This is a genomic window from Streptomyces sp. NPDC104761, from assembly GCF_055583445.1.
Genome location: NZ_JBVJNZ010000004.1, coordinates 496,827 through 514,722, shown reverse-complemented (window position 1 = coordinate 514,722; position 17,896 = coordinate 496,827). Strand labels below are relative to the sequence as shown.

The 17,896-nt window shown below is 69.4% G+C and carries 13 protein-coding genes; 3 read left to right on the top strand and 10 right to left on the bottom strand.

Annotation, left to right across the window (positions count from 1 at the left end; all coding sequences use genetic code 11):
• Positions 1-80: 80 nt before the first annotated feature.
• Both ACZ63F_RS15155 and ACZ63F_RS15150 read right to left on the bottom strand, forming a co-directional pair.
• Positions 81-1,295 (bottom strand): polysaccharide deacetylase family protein, encoded by a 1,215-nt coding sequence (locus tag ACZ63F_RS15155; protein ID WP_469711402.1) that lies wholly within the window; start codon positions 1,293-1,295, stop codon positions 81-83.
• Positions 1,296-1,431: 136 nt separating this feature from the next.
• On the bottom strand, positions 1,432-3,525 hold the full coding sequence (locus ACZ63F_RS15150; protein ID WP_469711400.1) for a transglycosylase domain-containing protein: 2,094 nt from the start codon (positions 3,523-3,525) through the stop codon (positions 1,432-1,434).
• A gap of 657 nt (positions 3,526-4,182) precedes the next feature.
• Between ACZ63F_RS15150 and ACZ63F_RS15145 the strand changes: the two genes are divergently transcribed.
• Positions 4,183-4,407: an FmdB family zinc ribbon protein gene (locus ACZ63F_RS15145; protein ID WP_469711266.1), complete on the top strand. Its 225-nt coding sequence runs from the start codon at positions 4,183-4,185 to the stop codon at positions 4,405-4,407.
• Between the two features lie 808 nt (positions 4,408-5,215).
• On the opposite strand, the gene ACZ63F_RS15140 is transcribed toward ACZ63F_RS15145, so the two are convergent.
• Positions 5,216-7,783 carry a phosphoribosyltransferase gene (locus ACZ63F_RS15140; protein ID WP_469711264.1) on the bottom strand — a complete coding sequence of 856 codons (2,568 nt, stop codon included), beginning with the start codon at positions 7,781-7,783 and terminating at the stop codon, positions 5,216-5,218.
• Positions 7,784-7,812: 29 nt separating this feature from the next.
• A complete protein-coding gene (locus tag ACZ63F_RS15135) occupies positions 7,813-8,985 on the bottom strand; it encodes an HpcH/HpaI aldolase/citrate lyase family protein (protein WP_351954793.1) in 1,173 nt (390 codons plus the stop codon).
• 176 nt (positions 8,986-9,161) lie between these two features.
• On the opposite strand from ACZ63F_RS15135, the gene ACZ63F_RS15130 reads away from it, so the two are divergent.
• Positions 9,162-9,947, top strand: a complete 786-nt coding sequence (locus ACZ63F_RS15130; protein ID WP_469711261.1) for a TerD family protein — start codon at positions 9,162-9,164, stop codon at positions 9,945-9,947.
• Between the two features lie 119 nt (positions 9,948-10,066).
• Here ACZ63F_RS15130 and ACZ63F_RS15125 read toward each other — a convergent pair whose 3' ends face one another.
• The 6 genes from ACZ63F_RS15125 to ACZ63F_RS15100 form a co-directional block, all read right to left on the bottom strand.
• A complete protein-coding gene (locus tag ACZ63F_RS15125) occupies positions 10,067-10,801 on the bottom strand; it encodes a TerD family protein (protein WP_093503518.1) in 735 nt (244 codons plus the stop codon).
• A 119-nt stretch (positions 10,802-10,920) separates the two neighbouring features.
• Positions 10,921-12,066, bottom strand: a complete 1,146-nt coding sequence (locus tag ACZ63F_RS15120; RefSeq protein ID WP_469711258.1) for a DUF475 domain-containing protein — start codon at positions 12,064-12,066, stop codon at positions 10,921-10,923.
• Positions 12,067-12,195: 129 nt separating this feature from the next.
• Positions 12,196-12,771, bottom strand: a complete 576-nt coding sequence (locus tag ACZ63F_RS15115; protein ID WP_093503514.1) for a TerD family protein — start codon at positions 12,769-12,771, stop codon at positions 12,196-12,198.
• Positions 12,772-12,889: 118 nt separating this feature from the next.
• The gene (locus ACZ63F_RS15110; protein ID WP_093503512.1) at positions 12,890-13,465 is read right to left on the bottom strand and encodes a TerD family protein; all 576 of its coding nucleotides are present in this window, start codon (positions 13,463-13,465) and stop codon (positions 12,890-12,892) included.
• 161 nt (positions 13,466-13,626) lie between these two features.
• Complete coding sequence (locus tag ACZ63F_RS15105) at positions 13,627-14,085, bottom strand: peroxiredoxin (protein ID WP_352353310.1); 459 nt, start codon at positions 14,083-14,085, stop codon at positions 13,627-13,629.
• Positions 14,086-14,202: 117 nt separating this feature from the next.
• Positions 14,203-14,640, bottom strand: coding sequence for a DUF3052 domain-containing protein (locus ACZ63F_RS15100; RefSeq protein ID WP_207921612.1), 438 nt, complete (start codon positions 14,638-14,640; stop codon positions 14,203-14,205).
• 432 nt (positions 14,641-15,072) lie between these two features.
• Here ACZ63F_RS15100 and aceE point away from each other — a divergent pair, with 432 nt between their 5' ends.
• Positions 15,073-17,820, top strand: coding sequence for a pyruvate dehydrogenase (acetyl-transferring), homodimeric type (gene aceE / locus ACZ63F_RS15095; protein WP_469711254.1), 2,748 nt, complete (start codon positions 15,073-15,075; stop codon positions 17,818-17,820).
• Positions 17,821-17,896: the final 76 nt, after the last annotated feature.

The following is a 17,896-nucleotide window of genomic DNA, read 5'->3' as shown; positions in this document are numbered from 1 at the left end:
GCTGTGAAGGGGGTTGCAGGATTGGAATCCGCTTGCCGCCGCGCCGAATTGAAGGTCGCGCCGGCACACTGGTACGCCGCTCACTTGACGATGTCGGACCAGTCGGACGGCGCCTGGGCGGGGTCGAGGGTGCGCAGCCGGGCGAGGGTGGCCGGGTCCTGCGCGTCCATCCAGTCCGAGAGTTCCTTGAAGGAGACGCACTTGACGCCCTTCTTGGTGCATATCTTCGGGATGATCTGGTCGATGGCCTTCATGTAGATGCCGCCGTTCCAGTCCTCGAAGTGGTTGCCGATGAACAGCGGGGCGCGGCTGCCGTAGTAGACGCGGTTGAAGCCGTCCATGTAGGAATCGACGGTCTGCTGCTCCCATTGGGCGTACTTGGAGGGGTCGCCGTCGGTCTCGCCGTTGGACTGGTTGTAGAGGAAGTTGAAGTCCATGGAGAGGCCCTGGTAGTCACCGCCGGGGTAGGGCAGCATCTCCAGCGGGAAGTTCCAGAGGCCGTCCTTCTTGGAGGGCCAGATCTGGAAGTCGCCGGGTGAGCTGGCGTCGTACTTCCAGTTGTAGCCGTACTTCTGCAGGGCTTTCAGCAGGTTGGGCTGGCCCTCCAGGCAGGGGGCGCGGCCGCCGACGACCTCCTGCTTGAAGTCGAAGGGCAGGGCGGGGATGTCCTTGAAGCCGGTGTTGGTCTTCCAGTTCTCCACGAACGTGTAGAACTGGTCGATCTCGCTCTTCCACTGTTCGACACTCCAGTCGCCGCCGCCCTTCTTCTCGCAGAAGTGGCCGTTGAAGTGGGTGCCGATCTCGTTGCCGTCGTCGTAGGCCTCGCGGAGCTGTTCCAGGGTGGTGCGGATGTGCTCGTCGGTCGCGTAGTCGATGGCGGCGTCGCCGGGCTGGTGCATGGGGCCGGTGTAGAGGGTCTTCTTGCTCTTGGGCAGCAGGTAGATGCCGGTGAGGAAGAAGGTCATGTGGGCGTTGTACTCCTTGGCCATCTCCCGGTAGTGCGAGAAGAGGTGGTCGGAGCCCTCCAGCGCGCCGTCCCAGGAGAAGACGACGAACTGGGGCGGCTTCTGCCCCGGCTTGAGCTTCTCGGGCTTCAACTGGTCCTTCTGCGGACCGGTGTACGAGGTCGAGCCGTCGCCGAGGATCTTGGTCTTGCCGTCCCACTTCGGTGAGGCCGACGCCGACGGGGAGGCCTTCGTCGTCCCGGCGGCGGTGGGCGCGGTGTCGTCCTGTCTGGTGAGCACCAGGTAGCCCGCGACGAGGGAGGCCACGACCAGGAAGGCGGCCAGGGTCATGACCTCCGGGCGGGCTGGGCGGCGGTCACGGGCGGGCGCCTTGTGGCGGTGGCCGCCGGTGGTCGGCTTCGTGCGGGGCTTCATGCGCGGCTCATTCTGCGGGTTGGTGGCGTGGGGAGCTTCGTGGCCTCGGGGGTCAGTCGAGGCCCATGGCCTGTGCCCAGACCGTGTACGGGACGTTGTCGGTGCCGGTTCCGGCGATTCCCTTGAGCGGCAGCGGCTCCAGGGACTTGTTCAGGTCGATGCGGTATACGACGACCGACGTCGTCACGTTCGAGAGCGTGCCGGTGTACCAGGCGGCGGTGTCCTTGCCACTGGCGTAGGTGCTGCCGGCCTTTCCGGCCGCCGCGTGGGTGAGGGCGGGGGTCGGGTGGGCCAGGCGGAACGATTCGGTGAGTGCCTGTTCGACGTCCTCGGCCACGTCGTCGCGGACCGCGCGGGTCGGCCGGGGGGTGTCCAGGAGGACCCGCTGGCCGTTGCGGGTGATCTTGGAGACCGAGTACGGCTCGGTGTGGTCTCCGCCGGCCGCGAACGTGGCGTAACCGTTCGCCATCCGTATCGCGCTGGGTGTGGAGCTGCCGACGGACAGCGCGGGCACCTGGGGGCCCAGGCTCTCGGAGAGCAGCCCGGAGGCCACCGCGGTGGCGCGGACCCTGTCGAGTCCGGTGTCCATGCCGAGTTGCATGAACGGGGTGTTCACCGACCGCGCGAGGGCGTCGGCGAGGCTGATCTGCCCGTACGACCTGTCGTCGTCGTTCTTGGCGTAGACCTTCTTGCCGCTGCGGTCCCAGTACGGTCCGTCGGGTGTGGTGACCGGAACCTTGTCGTCGCCGTCGTAGAGCGTCCCCGGCAGGACGTCGGTGGCGGTCTGACCGCGTTCCTTGTGGACGCCGTTCTGCAGCCCGGCCGCGTAGACGAAGGGCAGGAAGGCGGAGCCGGCCGGGACGGTGGTGGCGTTGGACTCGTTGTAGCCCTGGGTCCGGTGGTCGGGTCCGCCGTACACGGCGACGATCCGTCCGTCGGTCGCGACCGAGGCGGCTCCGTAGTGGGCGGCCGCGGCGTTCTTGGGGTCGCTCGCCTTGGCGTCCTTGCGGGCCTTGGTGACGGCCTTGGTGAGGGTGTCCTCCTTCTTCCGGTCGAAGGTGGTGTAGATCTGGTATCCGCCGAGGTCGAACTGTTTGTCCGAGATGTGGGCGGCCTTCTTGGCGTACTGCTGGGCCAGTTCCACCAGGTAGTCGCTCTGACTACCGGTGTCATACATCTTGTTGGTCGCGATCGGCTCGGGAAACGTCGTGTACTTGGCGCGCTCGGCCGGCGACAGCTTGCCGATCTTGACCATCCGGTCCAGGATCCAGGACCAGCGTTCCACCGCCCGCTTGTGGTTGGCCTTGCTGAGCGTCGGGTCGTAGAGCCCGGCGCCCTTGAGCAACGAGGCGAGCACGGCGGCCTGGCTGACGTTCAGCTGGCTGACGTCCTTGCCGTAGTAGGCCTGGGAGGCGCGCTGGATGCCGTACGTGCCCCGGCCGAACCAGCTGGTGTTGAGGTAGCCCTCCAGGATCTGGTCCTTGCTCATCCTGTTGCCGAGCTTCAGGGAGATCATCGCCTCGGTGAACTTGCGGCTGACGGTCTGGTTCTGCGTCAGGTAGACGTTCTTCACGTACTGCTGGGTGATGGTGGAACCGCCCTCGGTGTCCCCCTCGCCGACGGTCCGCCACAGGGCCCGGGTGATGCCCTTCACCGAGATGCCGGGGTCGGTGTAGAAGCTCTCGTTCTCCGCCGCGAGCACCGCCCAGCGCACGTCCACGGGTATGTCCTTGAGCGGCATGTCCTGCCGCTGCACCCAGCCGGTCCGTGCCATCGGCGTCCCGTCGGACCAGAAGTACACATTGTCCTGCTGCGTGGCGTACGAGTTGAGGTTGGAGGGTATGTCCGTGGCGGCGTAGGCCACCACGAGGAACAGCCCGGTCAGCCCGATGCCCCCCAGCCAGGCCCCCAGCCACTGCCGCCAGGACGGCACCCAGCGACGCCAGCCGGTCCGGCCGGGCCGCGGGTACAGCGGCCGCAGCTTGCGCGCGTACGGCGCCAGGGGCGCGAGCCGGGGCCCCACGAGAGCCCCGATCCTGCCCCAGACGCCGACGACGCGCTCCCGGCCGGAGGGCCGCGCGCTGCGCCGTCGCTCGGCGCGGCTGACTCGCGGCACCGGCGGCTCCTGAGGCCGCTGCTCCGGCATGCGGATCTGCATCGTCTCGTCGTTCCGCAAGCCGCGCACCTTCGCGCGCAGCGCGTCCACCTTCAGATGCAGGGTCGCGTCATGTCTCGGCGGATCCGCCTTCTCGCGCTGCGCCTCGCGGGGCGCCGGGTCGTCGCCCTCGTCGCGGGGCGGGCCCGCCCCCGCCTTCGCGGCTTCGGCGTCCCCGGCCCGCAGCGCGTGCAGCTCGTTCCACAGGGCTTCCGCCTTCTGCCGTGCGACCTCCCGCGCACGCTGAGCGTCGTCGCCCTTCTGCCACAGAGCATGCTCCGCGCGCAGGCCGTCGACCTTCAGATGCAGCGTCGCATCCGGCTCGAACGGCTTTCGATCCCGGGATCCGGCCTGGTCGCGGCCCTCCTCCTGGTCGCCCGTCCGCTCCGTTGCGTCCGTCACGACTGCGTCTCCCCTCGCACTCGGTCTTGCGCGCGCAGGTAGACACGACGGGTGGCAGGGCCGCGGCGGGCGCGGCGCTACGAGCCCCCCTCTTCCCCCGGTCTTTTGGCTCCTCGCGGCCAGCTCAAATTATCAGCGATCTTTTCAATATCTCCGCACAAGTATCGGACAGAAAGGAACACTCATGAAATTCTGAGGTGCAGTGATGCCCATCACTCCCGCATCACTGCCGCTAGCCTGTTCCTCATGCCCCGCTACGAGTACCGCTGCCGCACCTGCGGCGACACATTCGAACTGTCCCGCCCCATGGCCGAGTCATCGGCTCCGGCAGCATGCCCGGAGGGGCATCAGGACACGGTAAAGCTCCTGTCGACGGTGGCGGTAGGGGGAACGGCCGCCGCGTCCGCCGCCGGCTCCGGCGCCCCCGCCGCCTCCGGTGGCGGCTGCTGCGGCGGCGGCTGCTGCGGCTGACTCCCCTGCCGGGCCGTCTTCAGGAATTCGCGCAGGATGCGCTCACCGGCGAGTACCCCTCGCTCCGGCAGCGCGGCGACGGCCGACCCGGTCCACCCGGCGTCGGCCAGCTCCCCGTGCCCCGGCCGCCAGCCGCGGTCCGCGGCCAGCAGCAGGTCGGCGTCGAGCAGCGAGTCCCCCGCCGCCACCGTCAGTTCGGCCCCGGTCCGGCGCGCGACCTCCCGCACGGCCGCGCTCTTCGTCAGCGGCTTCGGCACGGCGTAGATCTTCCGCCCCTGCAACGACACCGTCCAGCCGCGGTTCTCCGCCCACACCGCGAGGCTCTTCACCCACTCCCCGGGCAGCAGCTCCCGCTCCACGACCAGGTAGGCGAACAGGTCCTCGGCGACCCGCTGCTTGCGCAGCCACACCGGGTCGGCGTGCTCCGCCAGGTACGCCCGCACCTCGTCGAGGGGCGCGCACTCGTCGGCCAGCCGCGCCAGCACCCGCCCGTGCCAGTCCGCGTCGGACACCCCGTCGACCAGCAGGTGCCCGCCGTTGGCACAGATGGCGTACCGCGGCGCGGGCCCCGGCAGGTTGATCCGCTCGTACTGCTTGCGGGTCCGGGTGGTCGTCGGCACGAAGACCGCTTCGTCCCCCAGCTCGGTCAGCAGCTGCGCGGCCGTCTCCGTCAGGTACGACAGCGGCCTGCTCTCGTGCACCTCGACGCAGAGCAGCCGGGGCGCCCGCGCGTCCGGCATGGTCAGCGCCAGGGCGCCCGCCGAGTAGATGAGCGTACGGTCGAGGTCGCTCGCGACGAGCACCGCCATCAGACGTTCACCGCCCGGCCGTCGGCGCCGGTCGCGCCGCGCGTGTACTTGGGATGGATCAACCCGACACAGGTGTACGGCAGTTCGCCGACCTCCTCCACCGGTACCCCTCTCTGCTCCGCGAGCAGCCGCACATGGTCGAGGTCGGCGCCCGCCCCGGCCCGCGCCAGGATCTTCCAGGGCACCCGGCGCAGCAGCACCCGGGTGGTCTCGCCGACGCCCGGCTTGACCAGGTTCACGTCGTGGATGCCGTACTCCTCGCTGATCCGCTCCACCGCCGCCCAGCCCTCCCAGGTCGGCGTGCGGTCGGCGACGCCCAGCTCCTTCACGGCCGCGTCCACGGCTTCGGTCACCTCGGCGAACCGGGCCGCGACGGCGTCCAGGAAGGCCACCGACACGTCGGCGCCGGCCAGTTCGCGGTAGTACTTCGCGCCGTGGAAGTCGTCAGGACCCACCAGGTCGGCGCGCAGCACGGTCCGCGAGATCAGCCCGGAGACGGTCGAGTTGAGGCACGCGGAGGGGATCAGGAAGTCCTCGCGGGTCCCGTACGTCCGCACGCACGAGCCCGGGTCGGCGAGCACCGCGATCTCCGGATCGAAACCGGAGACGCCCGTCCGCGCCTCGAACTCCGCCACCGCGTCGGCGAGTTCCCGGGTGATCGCACCCTTGCCCGTCCAGCCGTCCACGAAGACGACGTCCCGCGGGTCGTGGTGCGCGGCCAGCCAGCGCAGCGCGTTGGCGTCGATGCCGCGGCCGCGCACGATCGACACCGCGTAGTGCGGCAGGTCGAGGCCGTACCGGAACTGCGCCCAGCGGCGCATCAGCACGCCCACCGGGGTCCCGGCCCGCGCCAGCGACACCAGCACCGGGCGCGGGGACCGCTCGGCCATCACGGTCTCGGTGACCACTCCGACCGCCTGCGCGATGCGCGCCGCCGAGGTCTCCAGGGCCGCGTGGAAGAGGGCCTGGTACTGCTCGCTCGGCTGGTACTCCACCGGCAGCGACTCGGCGTAGTGCGCGCCGCCGCTCTGGATCGCCTCCTCGCGCTCCTCGGTCGGCGCCTCCAGCGTGACGTCCGAGAGGTCCTGGAGCAGCCAGCCGACGTCCTCCGGCGGGTACGAGGAGAAGGCGGGGCCGCGGAGGGGCTCGGGCAGCATGGCGGGGCTCTCTTCGGGTAGCGCGGGAACGTACGACGGTACAGCCGCGAGCAGGACGTGCGGGGCATGCGCGCCGAGCCGGTCGAGGAGGCCGCCGGGGGCGTGCAGTTCGGGGGTGTCGCCGGCCGAGTCGACGAACAGGACGACGGCGTCGAAGCCGGCACCGGCGACGTTGTACGCGTAGCGCTCGCCGGGGCCGTCGGCGGGGTTGTCGTGGGCCGGGAAGACGAGGCGGCTGCGGATGGCGTAGCCGGGGTCGTCGACGGCCAGGACGGGCGAGCGGGTGGTGGTGGAGTACCGCACCTCGGCGGCGACCAGGGCCTCCAGCTCGCGGGCGATCCTGAGGGGGGTGTACATCAGCTCTTCGAAACCGAGCGTGAGCACGCGGCGGGCGCCGGGGGGCAGGGCTTCGGCGACGCGCGCGGCCATGAGGGGGAGGGCCGCCTCCAGGCGTCTGCGGTGGGCCGGGGTGAAGCCGTGCCGTCCGCCGTCGGGGAGGCCGTGCGGCCAGCGCAGGTCGATGCGGGTGAGGTGGGGGGTGGTTCGGTTGTCGGTCGGCTGCGGGCCGGTGGGGGCCGTTCGCGCAGTTCCCCGCGCCCCTTCAGGGCGCGCTGCAGAGCGCCCCGTCAGGGGCGCGGGGAACTGCGCGCTCAGCCCCGGCGCACCCGGCGGATCACCTGCCGCGGCGCTCTCCTCGTACCGCGCCACCAGCTCCTGCCCCTTTTCCAGGACGCCCGCGGGCAGCGTCACCGTCCCCGAAGCCGCCGCCACCAGGTCCACCCTGGCGCCGATCTCCTCGGCGAACGACGTCAGCCGCCCCGCATCGGCCTGCGACCGCATATCGACCAACGCCACCACGACGTAACGTTTCCGCGGATAACGGGCGTGCAGGTCGCGGATCGTGTTCAGGACCGTGTTGCCGGTGGAGAACTCGTCGTCGACCAGGACCAGGGGGCCCTCGCCGGACAGCAGGGCGGGGTCCTCGGGGAGCAGCAGGTGCGAGGTCGCGTGCGAGTGGGACTCCTCGAAGCCCCCCGCGGGCGTGACCCCGGGGACCGGCCGGCGCGTGGAGTGCAGGTACGGGGCGAGTCCGATCCCGTCCGCCACCGAGTGACCGAGGCCGGTGGCCGTCTCGGCGTACCCCAGGACGACGGCCTGGCCGGCCTCCCGCTCACCGAGCAGGTCACGTACCCGTCGGCCGAGGGCGAAGCCATGCCCGTAGACCACGGACGGCGACTGCGGTACGTGCTTGCCGAGCACGTTGGAGACGAGGAGGTGGGCCCGTCGGGGGTTGCGGCGCAGGGCGAGGCCGAGGAGGGCCGTCAGGCCGTCGTCGCCCACGAGTTCGACGCCGAGCCGCTCGGCGACCCAGCTGCCGGACCAGACCCCGTTGTTCGCTGCGATGTTCATGGGTTCCCCGTGTCGTCCCGTAACGCCCGTCAACCCGGTATCCCGGCGGCGAGCAGCTCCACGAAGCCGACGTCCTCGTTGGCCACGCCGAACACCTCGGCGCGGAGCATGGTCCGCTCGGCCCAGGCGCGGTGCGGCTTCACCTCGTTCATCTTGTTCGTGTAGGCCGAGCGAAGTACACCCCCGCCGCCGCGTTCCGGCCGCAGGATGTCCTGGGCGTCGGAGAACTCCTCGTGACTGACGACGGACAGTGCGTGCACGGGGATGACGTGGGACGGGTGGATGCAGGTCTTGCCGAGCAGTCCGTTGGCCTGGTCCAGGGAGATCTCCCTGAGCAGGCCGTCCATGGCGTGCTCGATGAGCCGGTTGCGCAGCTCCACGGCCTGCTCCTCCAGGAAGGGGCTGGTCCGCAGCATCGGCTTGAACATGCGCTCGGGGACCCGGAAGTACTCCCACACCGGCCCGGTCACCGTGAACCCGGTGCCGTCGGCCCGGCCCAGCATGTTCACCACGTCGGCGATGACGGAGGCGATGATCTGCACGTCGTAGGCGGTCATGTCGGGGGCCCGGCGCAGCCCGTAGGACGAGCAGAAGTCGGTCACCCCGAGGCGCAGCGCCAGCACCTTGTCGCGGTACTTGTCGACGGCGCGGGCGATGCCCTCCAGGGCGTCCACGCGCGTCTCCCGGTACATCAGCTCGGGCGTCTCCAGGACCGGCATGCCGAAGAGCCGGCGGCCGCTGCTCAGCGTGGCGCCGTCCAGGGCCTGCAGGAAGGGGATGCCGCGCTCCTCGGTGAACTTCGGGAACACGAATCCGGACAGCAGCGAGACGCTCGCGCCGAGCCGTCGTACCAGGTCGGAGATCTGCTCGGGCTCGCGCACCCGGATGAAGAGCAGCGGGAGCTCCGCGCCGGCCCGCTGCCGCTCGGCCAGGTCGGCGAACTGCCGGACGAGGTTCTCCTCGCCGGCGGCCACGTCCTCGTCGCCGATGGAGTCCTCCAGGCACAGCACCATCGAGACCACGCCGAGTCCCGCCTGTTTGACGACGTCGTCGGCGAGCCGCGGCCGGGTGGCCGGGCTGTACAGCGTGGCGCCCAGGGCCGCGGAGAGCAGCCGGGCCGAGGAGTCGGCGGTGAACTCGCACGGCTCCTGGTGGAAGAGGCGCTGCCGCACCTCAGGTGCGATGTGCCCGAAATGACGCATAGAACTCCCCCGTGGCGTGAGCCGAGCCTGTGAAATTGGTAAAGGGTGGCCGGTAATAGTACGTACAAAGCCATGTCGGGGGTTCCCGCCGGGCATGAACTTCAGGTAACCCGCCTGTGTCGGTCGCGATGCCCCCCGCGTTGTCGTGACCAGGACCGAGAGGGCAGGATGACCGCATGACGCACGCGATGCTGAAGGGGTCGAACGCCCCCGTGGAGGCCACCACGGTCCGGGCCGTGCTGCGCTGGACGCCCGGGCAGGGAGTTCCGGACGTCGACGCCTCGGCGCTGCTCCTCGGCCCCGACGGACGCGTGCGCTCCGACGAGGACTTCGTCTTCTACAACCAGCCCCGGCACCCCTCCGGGCAGGTCTGGCGGCTCGGCAAGAAGCGGGTGGCCGAAGGTCTCACCGACACGATCCAGACAGATCTCTCCGGTGTCGAGCCCAATGTCGGCCGAATCCTCCTGGTCGCGTCGGCCGACGGCGTCCCCTTCGAACACGTACCCGCCCTGCGCATCCTGCTGTACGACGCCGCGGCGCCCGACGCCGAACCGCTGGCCCACTTCGACATCAAGCCGGAGACCGGCGCCGAGACGGCCCTGATCTGCGGCGAGCTGTACCGCAGGGGTGAGGGCTGGAAGTTCCGCGCGCTCGGCGAGGGGTACAGCAACGGCCTCAAGGGCCTGGCCACGGACTTCGGCATCTCGGTGGACGAGTCCGAGCCGGCGGAGGAGCCCTCGGCGTCCCTCCCGCTCCCGCCCGAGCAGCCGACGTCGGTACCCGCCCAGCCCGCCTACGGCTATCCCCAGCCGGCCACCTACGCCTACCCGCAGCCCGCCTACCCCCAGCCACAGCCCCAGTCGGGCTACGGCTACCCCCCACCGGCCCCCGTCCCGGTGGCAACGGTCCCGAACACGGACTTCCGGCTGCCTCCACAGGGGCCACAGTTCATCGGGCGGTGACCGTCCCTGCCCAGGGGCGCTGGGGGTACCCCCGGCCGAAGGCTGGGGGAGGAACTGCGCGAGCAACCACGAACCACCCGCACTCGCGCACTCACAGGGCCCCCACCCCCGTAGGCGACCTACCGCTCCGCCGTCTTGTACCCCCGCCCCCACTGCAACCCCCACCCGTACAGCCGGTCCAGCTCCCCCTGGAACCCGTACACGAACTTCACCTCACGCCGGACGACCAGCTCCCCCTTCACGTTCTCGATCATCACCACCGCACACGACCGCGCCTGCGGATGCCGTTCGTCGAGGCCTATCTCGATCCGCGGCCCGTTGCTCGGGTACAGCGTGACGATCGCGTGGGTGCGGTCGAACGCCGGCGTCTGGTCGTAGATGTACACGAACACCAGCAGCCGCTTGATGTCGTCCCGGTGGTCGAGGTTGACGTACATCGTCTCGCCGGACGCCGAACCGAACCGGTCGTCGCCGCTGAGCTTGACGTACGGCGGTGCGTTCACGTCCCCGAGCAGGCCGCCGAGCGGCTGGACGACCCCCTTCGTCCCGTCGGCGAGCTCGTACAGCGCCCCGAGGTCGAGGTCGACGTTGACCATGCTCTGCCCGTGCCCGGTCACCTCCGGCGGCCTGAGCGCCTTGAAGGGGTGCCGCAGCAGGCTCGTGCGCTGTTCGCCGTCGAAGTCGGACGTCCGCATCCGCCAGCTCAGGTTGATCCGCAGGTTGCCGGTGGCCGCGCCCTGCTTGGTGAGGGACACCTGCTGGTGCCGCCTGGTGAGCTCGATGGAGTTGGACGCGGCGCTGCCCGAGTCGAACTCGGCCGCCTTCCCGCCCAGCAGCCCGTCGAAGAAACCCATTCCCGCCCCCAGTAGCTCCTGAAAACGCCTGGGGGCGGCCGACCGCTCGGCCGCCCCCATCAGAGCGTTCCTCGTCGAGGAGGGCGTCACACCCTCCGTTTCCGGCCCGGTGAGCCGGTTCAGACCCCGGAGGGGACCTCAGCCTTGTCGTCCGACCCCGCGTTTCCCTCGGCCGCCGCGAGCCGCTGGTTGCGCCGTACGGAGGACCAGAACGACCAGCCGATCAGGACGACGCCGACGAGACCGGTGATGACCTCGTTGATCTCGTGCTGGATGGTGACCATGAGGATCACGGCCAGCGCGCCGATGGCGTAGTGGGCGCCGTGCTCCAGGTAGACGTAGTCGTCCAGGGTGCCCTGGCGGACCAGGTAGACGGTGAGCGAGCGGACGTACATCGCGCCGATGCCGAGGCCGAGGGCCATGAGGACGATGTCGTTGGTGATGGCGAACGCGCCGATCACGCCGTCGAAGGAGAACGACGCGTCCAGGACCTCCAGGTAGAGGAACATGAAGAACGCGGCCTGGCCGGCCAGCAGGACCGCCGACTTCTTCTTGCCGGTGCGCTCGGCCGCTTCCTCCTCCTCGTGCTCGCGCTCCTCCTCGGCTTCGAGGCGGTCCTCGAAGAACCCGGAGAGGCCACCGACGATCATGTACGTGATCAGGCCGGCGATGCCGGCGATCAGGACCGTCTGCGCCTTGTCCGCGTGGCCGCCGCCGTGCTGGTGGGCGTGGGTGGCGAAGGTGAAGGAGGTGATCAGCAGGACGATCAGGGCGATGCAGACCGACAGCATGTCGACCTTGCCGAGCTTGGCGAGCGGGCGCTCGATCCAGCGCAGCCACTGGATGTCCCGGTCCTCGAAGATGAAGTCCAGGAAGATCATCAGCAGGAACATGCCACCGAAGGCGGCGATCGCCGGGTGGGCGTCGGTGACCAGCTCCTGGTAGCGGTCCTTGTTGTTGAGCGCGAGGTCGACGGCCTCGATGGGGCCCATCTTGGCGGTGATCGCGACGATGACGACCGGGAAGACCAGCCGCATGCCGAAGACGGCGATGAGGACGCCGACCGTGAGGAAGATCTTCTGCCAGAAGGCGTTCATCTTCTTCAGGATTCCGGCGTTGACGACCGCGTTGTCGAACGACAGGGAGATCTCCAGGACGGCGAGGATCGCCACGATGCCGAAGGCCTCCCACCCCCCGTAGAAGACCGCGGCGACCAGGCCGAGCGCGGTGATCGCGAACGACCAGCCGAAGGTTTTCAGAAGCACTGGCTACCCAATCTTGTGTGTACGGGTCTCGCTCGCGCCGTACTCGGCTTTACCTACTGTTGACCACGAAGTGTAGAGGGCGCCGGTGTCCTGCGGGTGGGGCGGGCCCTACATCCGGACCGATCGGTGCTATGAGACGTTCACACCGAAGTCGAGCGCGATGCCGCGCAGGCCCGAGGCGTAGCCCTGGCCGACGGCGCGGAACTTCCATTCGCCCTGGTAGCGGTAGAGCTCGCCGAAGATCATGGCGGTCTCGGTGGAGGCGTCCTCGGACAGGTCGTAGCGGGCGAGCTCCTGGCCGTCGGCCTGGTTGACGACCCGGATGAAGGCGTTGGAGACCTGGCCGAAGGTCTGGCCGCGTTCGTCCGCCATGTGGATCGAGACCGGGAAGACGATCTTGTCGCAGGTGGCGGGCACCTTCGGCAGGTCGACCAGAATCGATTCGTCGTCCCCCTCGCCCTCACCGGTGAGGTTGTCGCCGGTGTGCTCCACGGAGCCCTCCGGGCTCTTGAGCTGGTTGTAGAAGACGAACCACTCGTCGCCGAGGACCCGCCCGCCCTGGCACAGCAGCGCGCTGGCGTCCAGGTCGAAGGGGGCGCCGGTGGTGGAGCGGGCGTCCCAGCCGAGTCCGATCATGACGTTGGTGAGGTTCGGTGCGGCCTTCGAGAGGGAGACATTGCCCCCCTTGGCGAGCGTGACGCCCATGATGCTGGTCCTCCCCTAGCGGTGTTTCTCCGGTTGTCCTGCGCGTCCGGCGCCGACCGTAAACGGTGCGGCGCCGGACAGAGCGGACTTTCGAACGCCCCGGGGGCGTTCACCTGACTCAGACGTTGACGCCGAAGTCCTGGGCGATACCGCGCAGGCCGGAGGCGTAGCCCTGGCCGATGGCGCGGAACTTCCACTCGGCGCCGTTGCGGTACAGCTCACCGAAGACCATCGCGGTCTCCGTCGAGGCGTCCTCGGACAGGTCGTAGCGGGCGATCTCGGCGCCGCCGGCCTGGTTGACCACGCGGATGAACGCGTTGCGGACCTGCCCGAACGACTGCTGGCGGTTGTCGGCGTCGTAGATCGACACCGGGAAGACGATCTTGTCGACGTCGGCGGGGACCGTGGCCAGGTTGACCTTGATCACCTCGTCGTCGCCCTCGCCCTCACCGGTGAGGTTGTCACCGGTGTGCTCGACCGAGCCGTCGGGGCTCTTGAGGTTGTTGAAGAAGACGAAGTTCTGGTCGCTGGCGACCTTGCCCGCCGAGTTCAGCAGGAGTGCGCTGGCGTCCAGGTCGAAGTCGGTGCCGGTGGTGGTCCGGACGTCCCAGCCCAGACCGACGAGGACCGCGGTCAGGCCGGGGGCCTCCTTCGTCAGCGATACGTTGCCGCCCTTGCTGAGGCTGACTCCCACGAGTCCTCCCATGTGTGTCTGGGGCGGGGAGCCCCGTCGTGCTTCGGATACCGGATCAACGATTCGATCCTAGTGACGGGTTCCCGCCGCACGCAGGCCCTGGACCCCGAAGAATCACGGGGTGTCGGCCATGCGGACCCCTAGGGGGCCCGGCAGGGGGGTCACAGCGCGTCGAGCGCCGTCACGTACGCGTTCAGGTCGCGGGCGTCCGGCAGACCGTTGACCACGGTCCAGCGCACGACGCCCTCCTTGTCGATGACGAAGGTGCCGCGGACGGCGCAGCCCTTGCCCTCGTCGAAGACGCCGTAGGCGCGCGAGGTCTCGCCGTGCGGCCAGAAGTCGCTCAGCAGCGGGTACTCCAGGCCCTCCTGCTCGGCGAAGACGCGCAGGGTGTGGATGGAGTCGTTGGAGACCGCGAGCAGCTGGGTGTCGCGGTCCTCGAACTTCGGCAGGTTGTCGCGCAGCTCGCACAGCTCACCGGTGCACACGCCCGTGAAGGCGAACGGGTAGAAGAGCAGCACCACGTTCTTCTCACCGCGGAAGTCGGACAGCTTCACGGCCCGGCCGTGGTTGTCCTTGAGCTCGAAGTCGGGCGCCTTGTCGCCGACCTGGATCGCCATCGCTGCATCCCATCGTCAGGGGCTGTTCGGGTGTGGACACCCTATGCGGCGGCACCCGCGCGGCGATCACGGCAGGCCGGTGGACGGACCGGCGCCCGGTCCGTCCACCGGCGGGGCTCAGCGCTTCTTGGCGGCAGCCTTCGGCGTGTTCAGCCGGCTTCCGTTCCAGTCCTTGCCGACGCTGACGCTCTTGGTCTGCGAGAGGCCGGCGGTCGTGACCGCCTCGCCGATGTCGCTCGGCTCGACGTAGCCGTCGCGGCCGGTCTTCGGCGTCAGCAGCAGGATCGAGCCACCTTCCTCGAGGAAGCCGAGGGCATCGACCAGCGCGTCCGTCAGGTCGCCGTCATCCTCACGGAACCAGAGCACCACGGCGTCTGCCACGTCGTCGTAGTCCTCGTCCATCAGCTCGTTGCCGATGGTCTCTTCGATGGACTCGCGGAGCTCCTGGTCGACGTCGTCGTCGTAGCCGATCTCCTGGACCACCTGGTCTGGCTGGAACCCCAGCCTGACGGCAGGGGTGGTCCGCTCCTCCGCGTGGTCCGCGGTCGCGCTCACGGGTTGCCTCCTGATCATGTCTTGGTGATGAACTCAGCCACGCGCGTGCGCGAAGCATTGGCCGTAGTCCACACGGGCGGGACGGATCGCGCAAGTACCCGGCCGTCCAGACCGCCGAAACGGTGACGATCCCGGCCGTGTCGCCGCAACTCCCGGCACCGTATCGCGGACAGGCGTGACACACACCACTCCCTTTTGCCCGCTATGTGCCTTTCGGAATCATCCTCACATACGGCGGTCGAACGAGTTTGCCAAGCGCGTCACACCCCGGGCGTATCGTTGCGTTTTGGCCGGTCCCGAGTTACCTCGCGGTAGAGATGACGTGCGCTGCCCCCGGGTGGACGATGGACAGCGGTGCAGGCCAAGCGCAGGGAACAGTGAAAACCGAAAAAAAACAGGGAATCAGTGGCCCTCTGACAGGTAAGGAACAGCGTGGCTTCCGGATCCGATCGCAACCCGATCATCATTGGCGGCCTTCCGAGTCAGGTTCCTGACTTCGATCCCGAGGAAACCCAGGAGTGGCTCGACTCGCTCGACGCCGCGGTGGACGAGCGCGGCCGGGAGCGGGCCCGTTATCTGATGCTCCGCCTGATCGAGCGCGCCCGCGAGCGGCGCGTCGCGGTGCCCGAGATGCGCAGCACGGACTACGTCAACACGATCCCGACCCGGGCCGAGCCGTTCTTCCCGGGCAACGAGGAGATCGAGCGCAAGGTCCTGAACGCGACCCGCTGGAACGCCGCGGTGATGGTCTCCCGCGCCCAGCGTCCGGGCATCGGCGTCGGCGGCCACATCGCCACCTTCGCCTCCTCGGCCTCCCTCTACGACGTCGGCTTCAACCACTTCTTCCGCGGCAAGGACGACGGCCTCGGCGGCGACCAGGTCTTCTTCCAGGGGCACGCCTCCCCCGGCATCTACGCGCGCGCGTTCCTGCTCGACCGGCTCAGCGAGGCCCAGCTGGACGGCTTCCGCCAGGAGAAGTCGAAGTACCCGGACGGCCTCTCCAGCTACCCGCACCCGCGCTCGATGCCGGACTTCTGGGAGTTTCCGACGGTGTCGATGGGCCTCGGCCCGATCGGCGCGATCTACCAGGCGCGGATGAACCGCTACATGCACGCGCGCGGGATCGCCGACACCTCCAAGTCGCACGTCTGGGCGTTCCTCGGCGACGGCGAGATGGACGAGCCGGAGTCGCTCGGCCAGCTCTCCATCGCCGCCCGCGAGGGTCTGGACAACCTGACCTTCGTCGTCAACTGCAACCTGCAGCGGCTCGACGGCCCGGTGCGCGGCAACGGCAAGATCATCCAGGAGCTGGAGTCGGTCTTCCGGGGCGCCGGCTGGAACGTGATCAAGCTGGTCTGGGACCGCACCTGGGACCCGCTGCTCGCCCAGGACCGCGACGGCGTCCTGGTCAACAAGATGAACACGACCCCCGACGGTCAGTTCCAGACCTACGCCACCGAGTCCGGCGCGTACATCCGCGACCACTTCTTCGGCGACGACCAGCGGCTGCGCGCCATGGTCGAGCACATGACCGACGACCAGATCCTGCACCTGGGCCGCGGCGGCCACGACCACCGCAAGATCTACGCGGCGTTCAAGGCGGCCACGGAGCACAAGGGCCAGCCCACGGTCATCCTGGCCAAGACGATCAAGGGCTGGACGCTGGGCCCGAACTTCGAGGGCCGCAACGCCACGCACCAGATGAAGAAGCTGACGGTCGCCGACCTCAAGGGCTTCCGGGACCGCCTGCACCTGCCGATCTCCGACCGGGAGCTGGAGTCCGGCCTGCCGCCGTACTACCACCCGGGCCGGAACTCGGAGGAGATCCAGTACATGCACGACCGGCGCAAGGGCCTCGGCGGCTACGTGCCGACCCGCGTCGTACGCTCCAAGCCGCTCGCGCTCCCGGACGACAAGACGTACGCGACCGTGAAGAAGGGCACCGGCCAGCAGTCGATCGCCACGACGATGGCGTTCGTACGACTGCTCAAGGACCTCATGCGGGACAAGGAGCTCGGCCGCCGCTTCGTGCTGATCGCGCCGGACGAGTACCGCACCTTCGGCATGGACTCCTTCTTCCCGAGCGCGAAGATCTACAACCCGCTCGGCCAGCAGTACGAGGCGGTGGACCGCGACCTGCTGCTCGCGTACAAGGAGTCCCCGACCGGCCAGATGCTGCACGACGGCATCTCGGAGGCGGGCTGCACGGCCTCGCTGATCGCGGCCGGTTCCGCCTACGCCACGCACGGCGAGCCGCTCATCCCGGTCTACGTCTTCTACTCGATGTTCGGTTTCCAGCGCACCGGCGACCAGTTCTGGCAGATGGCCGACCAGCTTGCGCGGGGTTTCGTCCTGGGCGCGACCGCCGGCCGTACGACCCTGACCGGTGAGGGCCTCCAGCACGCCGACGGCCACTCCCAGCTGCTGGCCTCGACCAACCCGGGGTGCGTGGCCTACGACCCGGCGTACGCGTACGAGATCGCGCACATCGTCAAGGACGGCCTGCGCCGCATGTACGGCGGCGACGCGGAGCACCCGCACGGCGAGGACGTCTTCTACTACCTGACCGTCTACAACGAGCCCATCCAGCACCCGGCCGAGCCGGCCGACGTCGACGTCGAGGGCATCCTCAAGGGCGTCCACCGGATCAGCGCGGGCACGGCGGGCACGGTCCCGGCGCAGATCATGGCGTCGGGCGTGGCGGTCCCGTGGGCGATCGAGGCCCAGAAGATCCTCGCCGAGGACTGGAACGTGAAGGCGGACGTCTGGTCCGCCACCTCCTGGAACGAGCTGCGGCGCGAGGCCGTGGCCTGCGAGGAGCACAACCTGCTGCACCCGGAGGAGGAGCAGCGGGTGCCGTGGGTGACGCAGAAGCTGAGCGGCGCCGAGGGTCCGTTCGTGGCCGTTTCCGACTGGATGCGGTCGGTTCCGGACCAGATCGCGCGCTGGGTGCCGGGCACCTACCAGTCGCTGGGCGCCGACGGGTTCGGCTTCGCCGACACGCGGGGCGCGGCGCGCCGGTTCTTCCACATCGACGCGCAGTCGATCGTGGTCGCGGTGCTGACCGAACTGGCCCGCGAGGGGAAGCTCGACCGCTCGGTGCTCAAGCAGGCCATCGACCGGTACCAGCTGCTGGACGTGACGGCGGCGCACCCGGGGGCGGCGGGCGGCGACGCGTAGCCGCTGCGCTCGGCCTCGGCCGTTGCGGACTGTGGGGAGCTGCGGGTCCGGTGGGGGCCGGTCGCGCAGTTCCTCG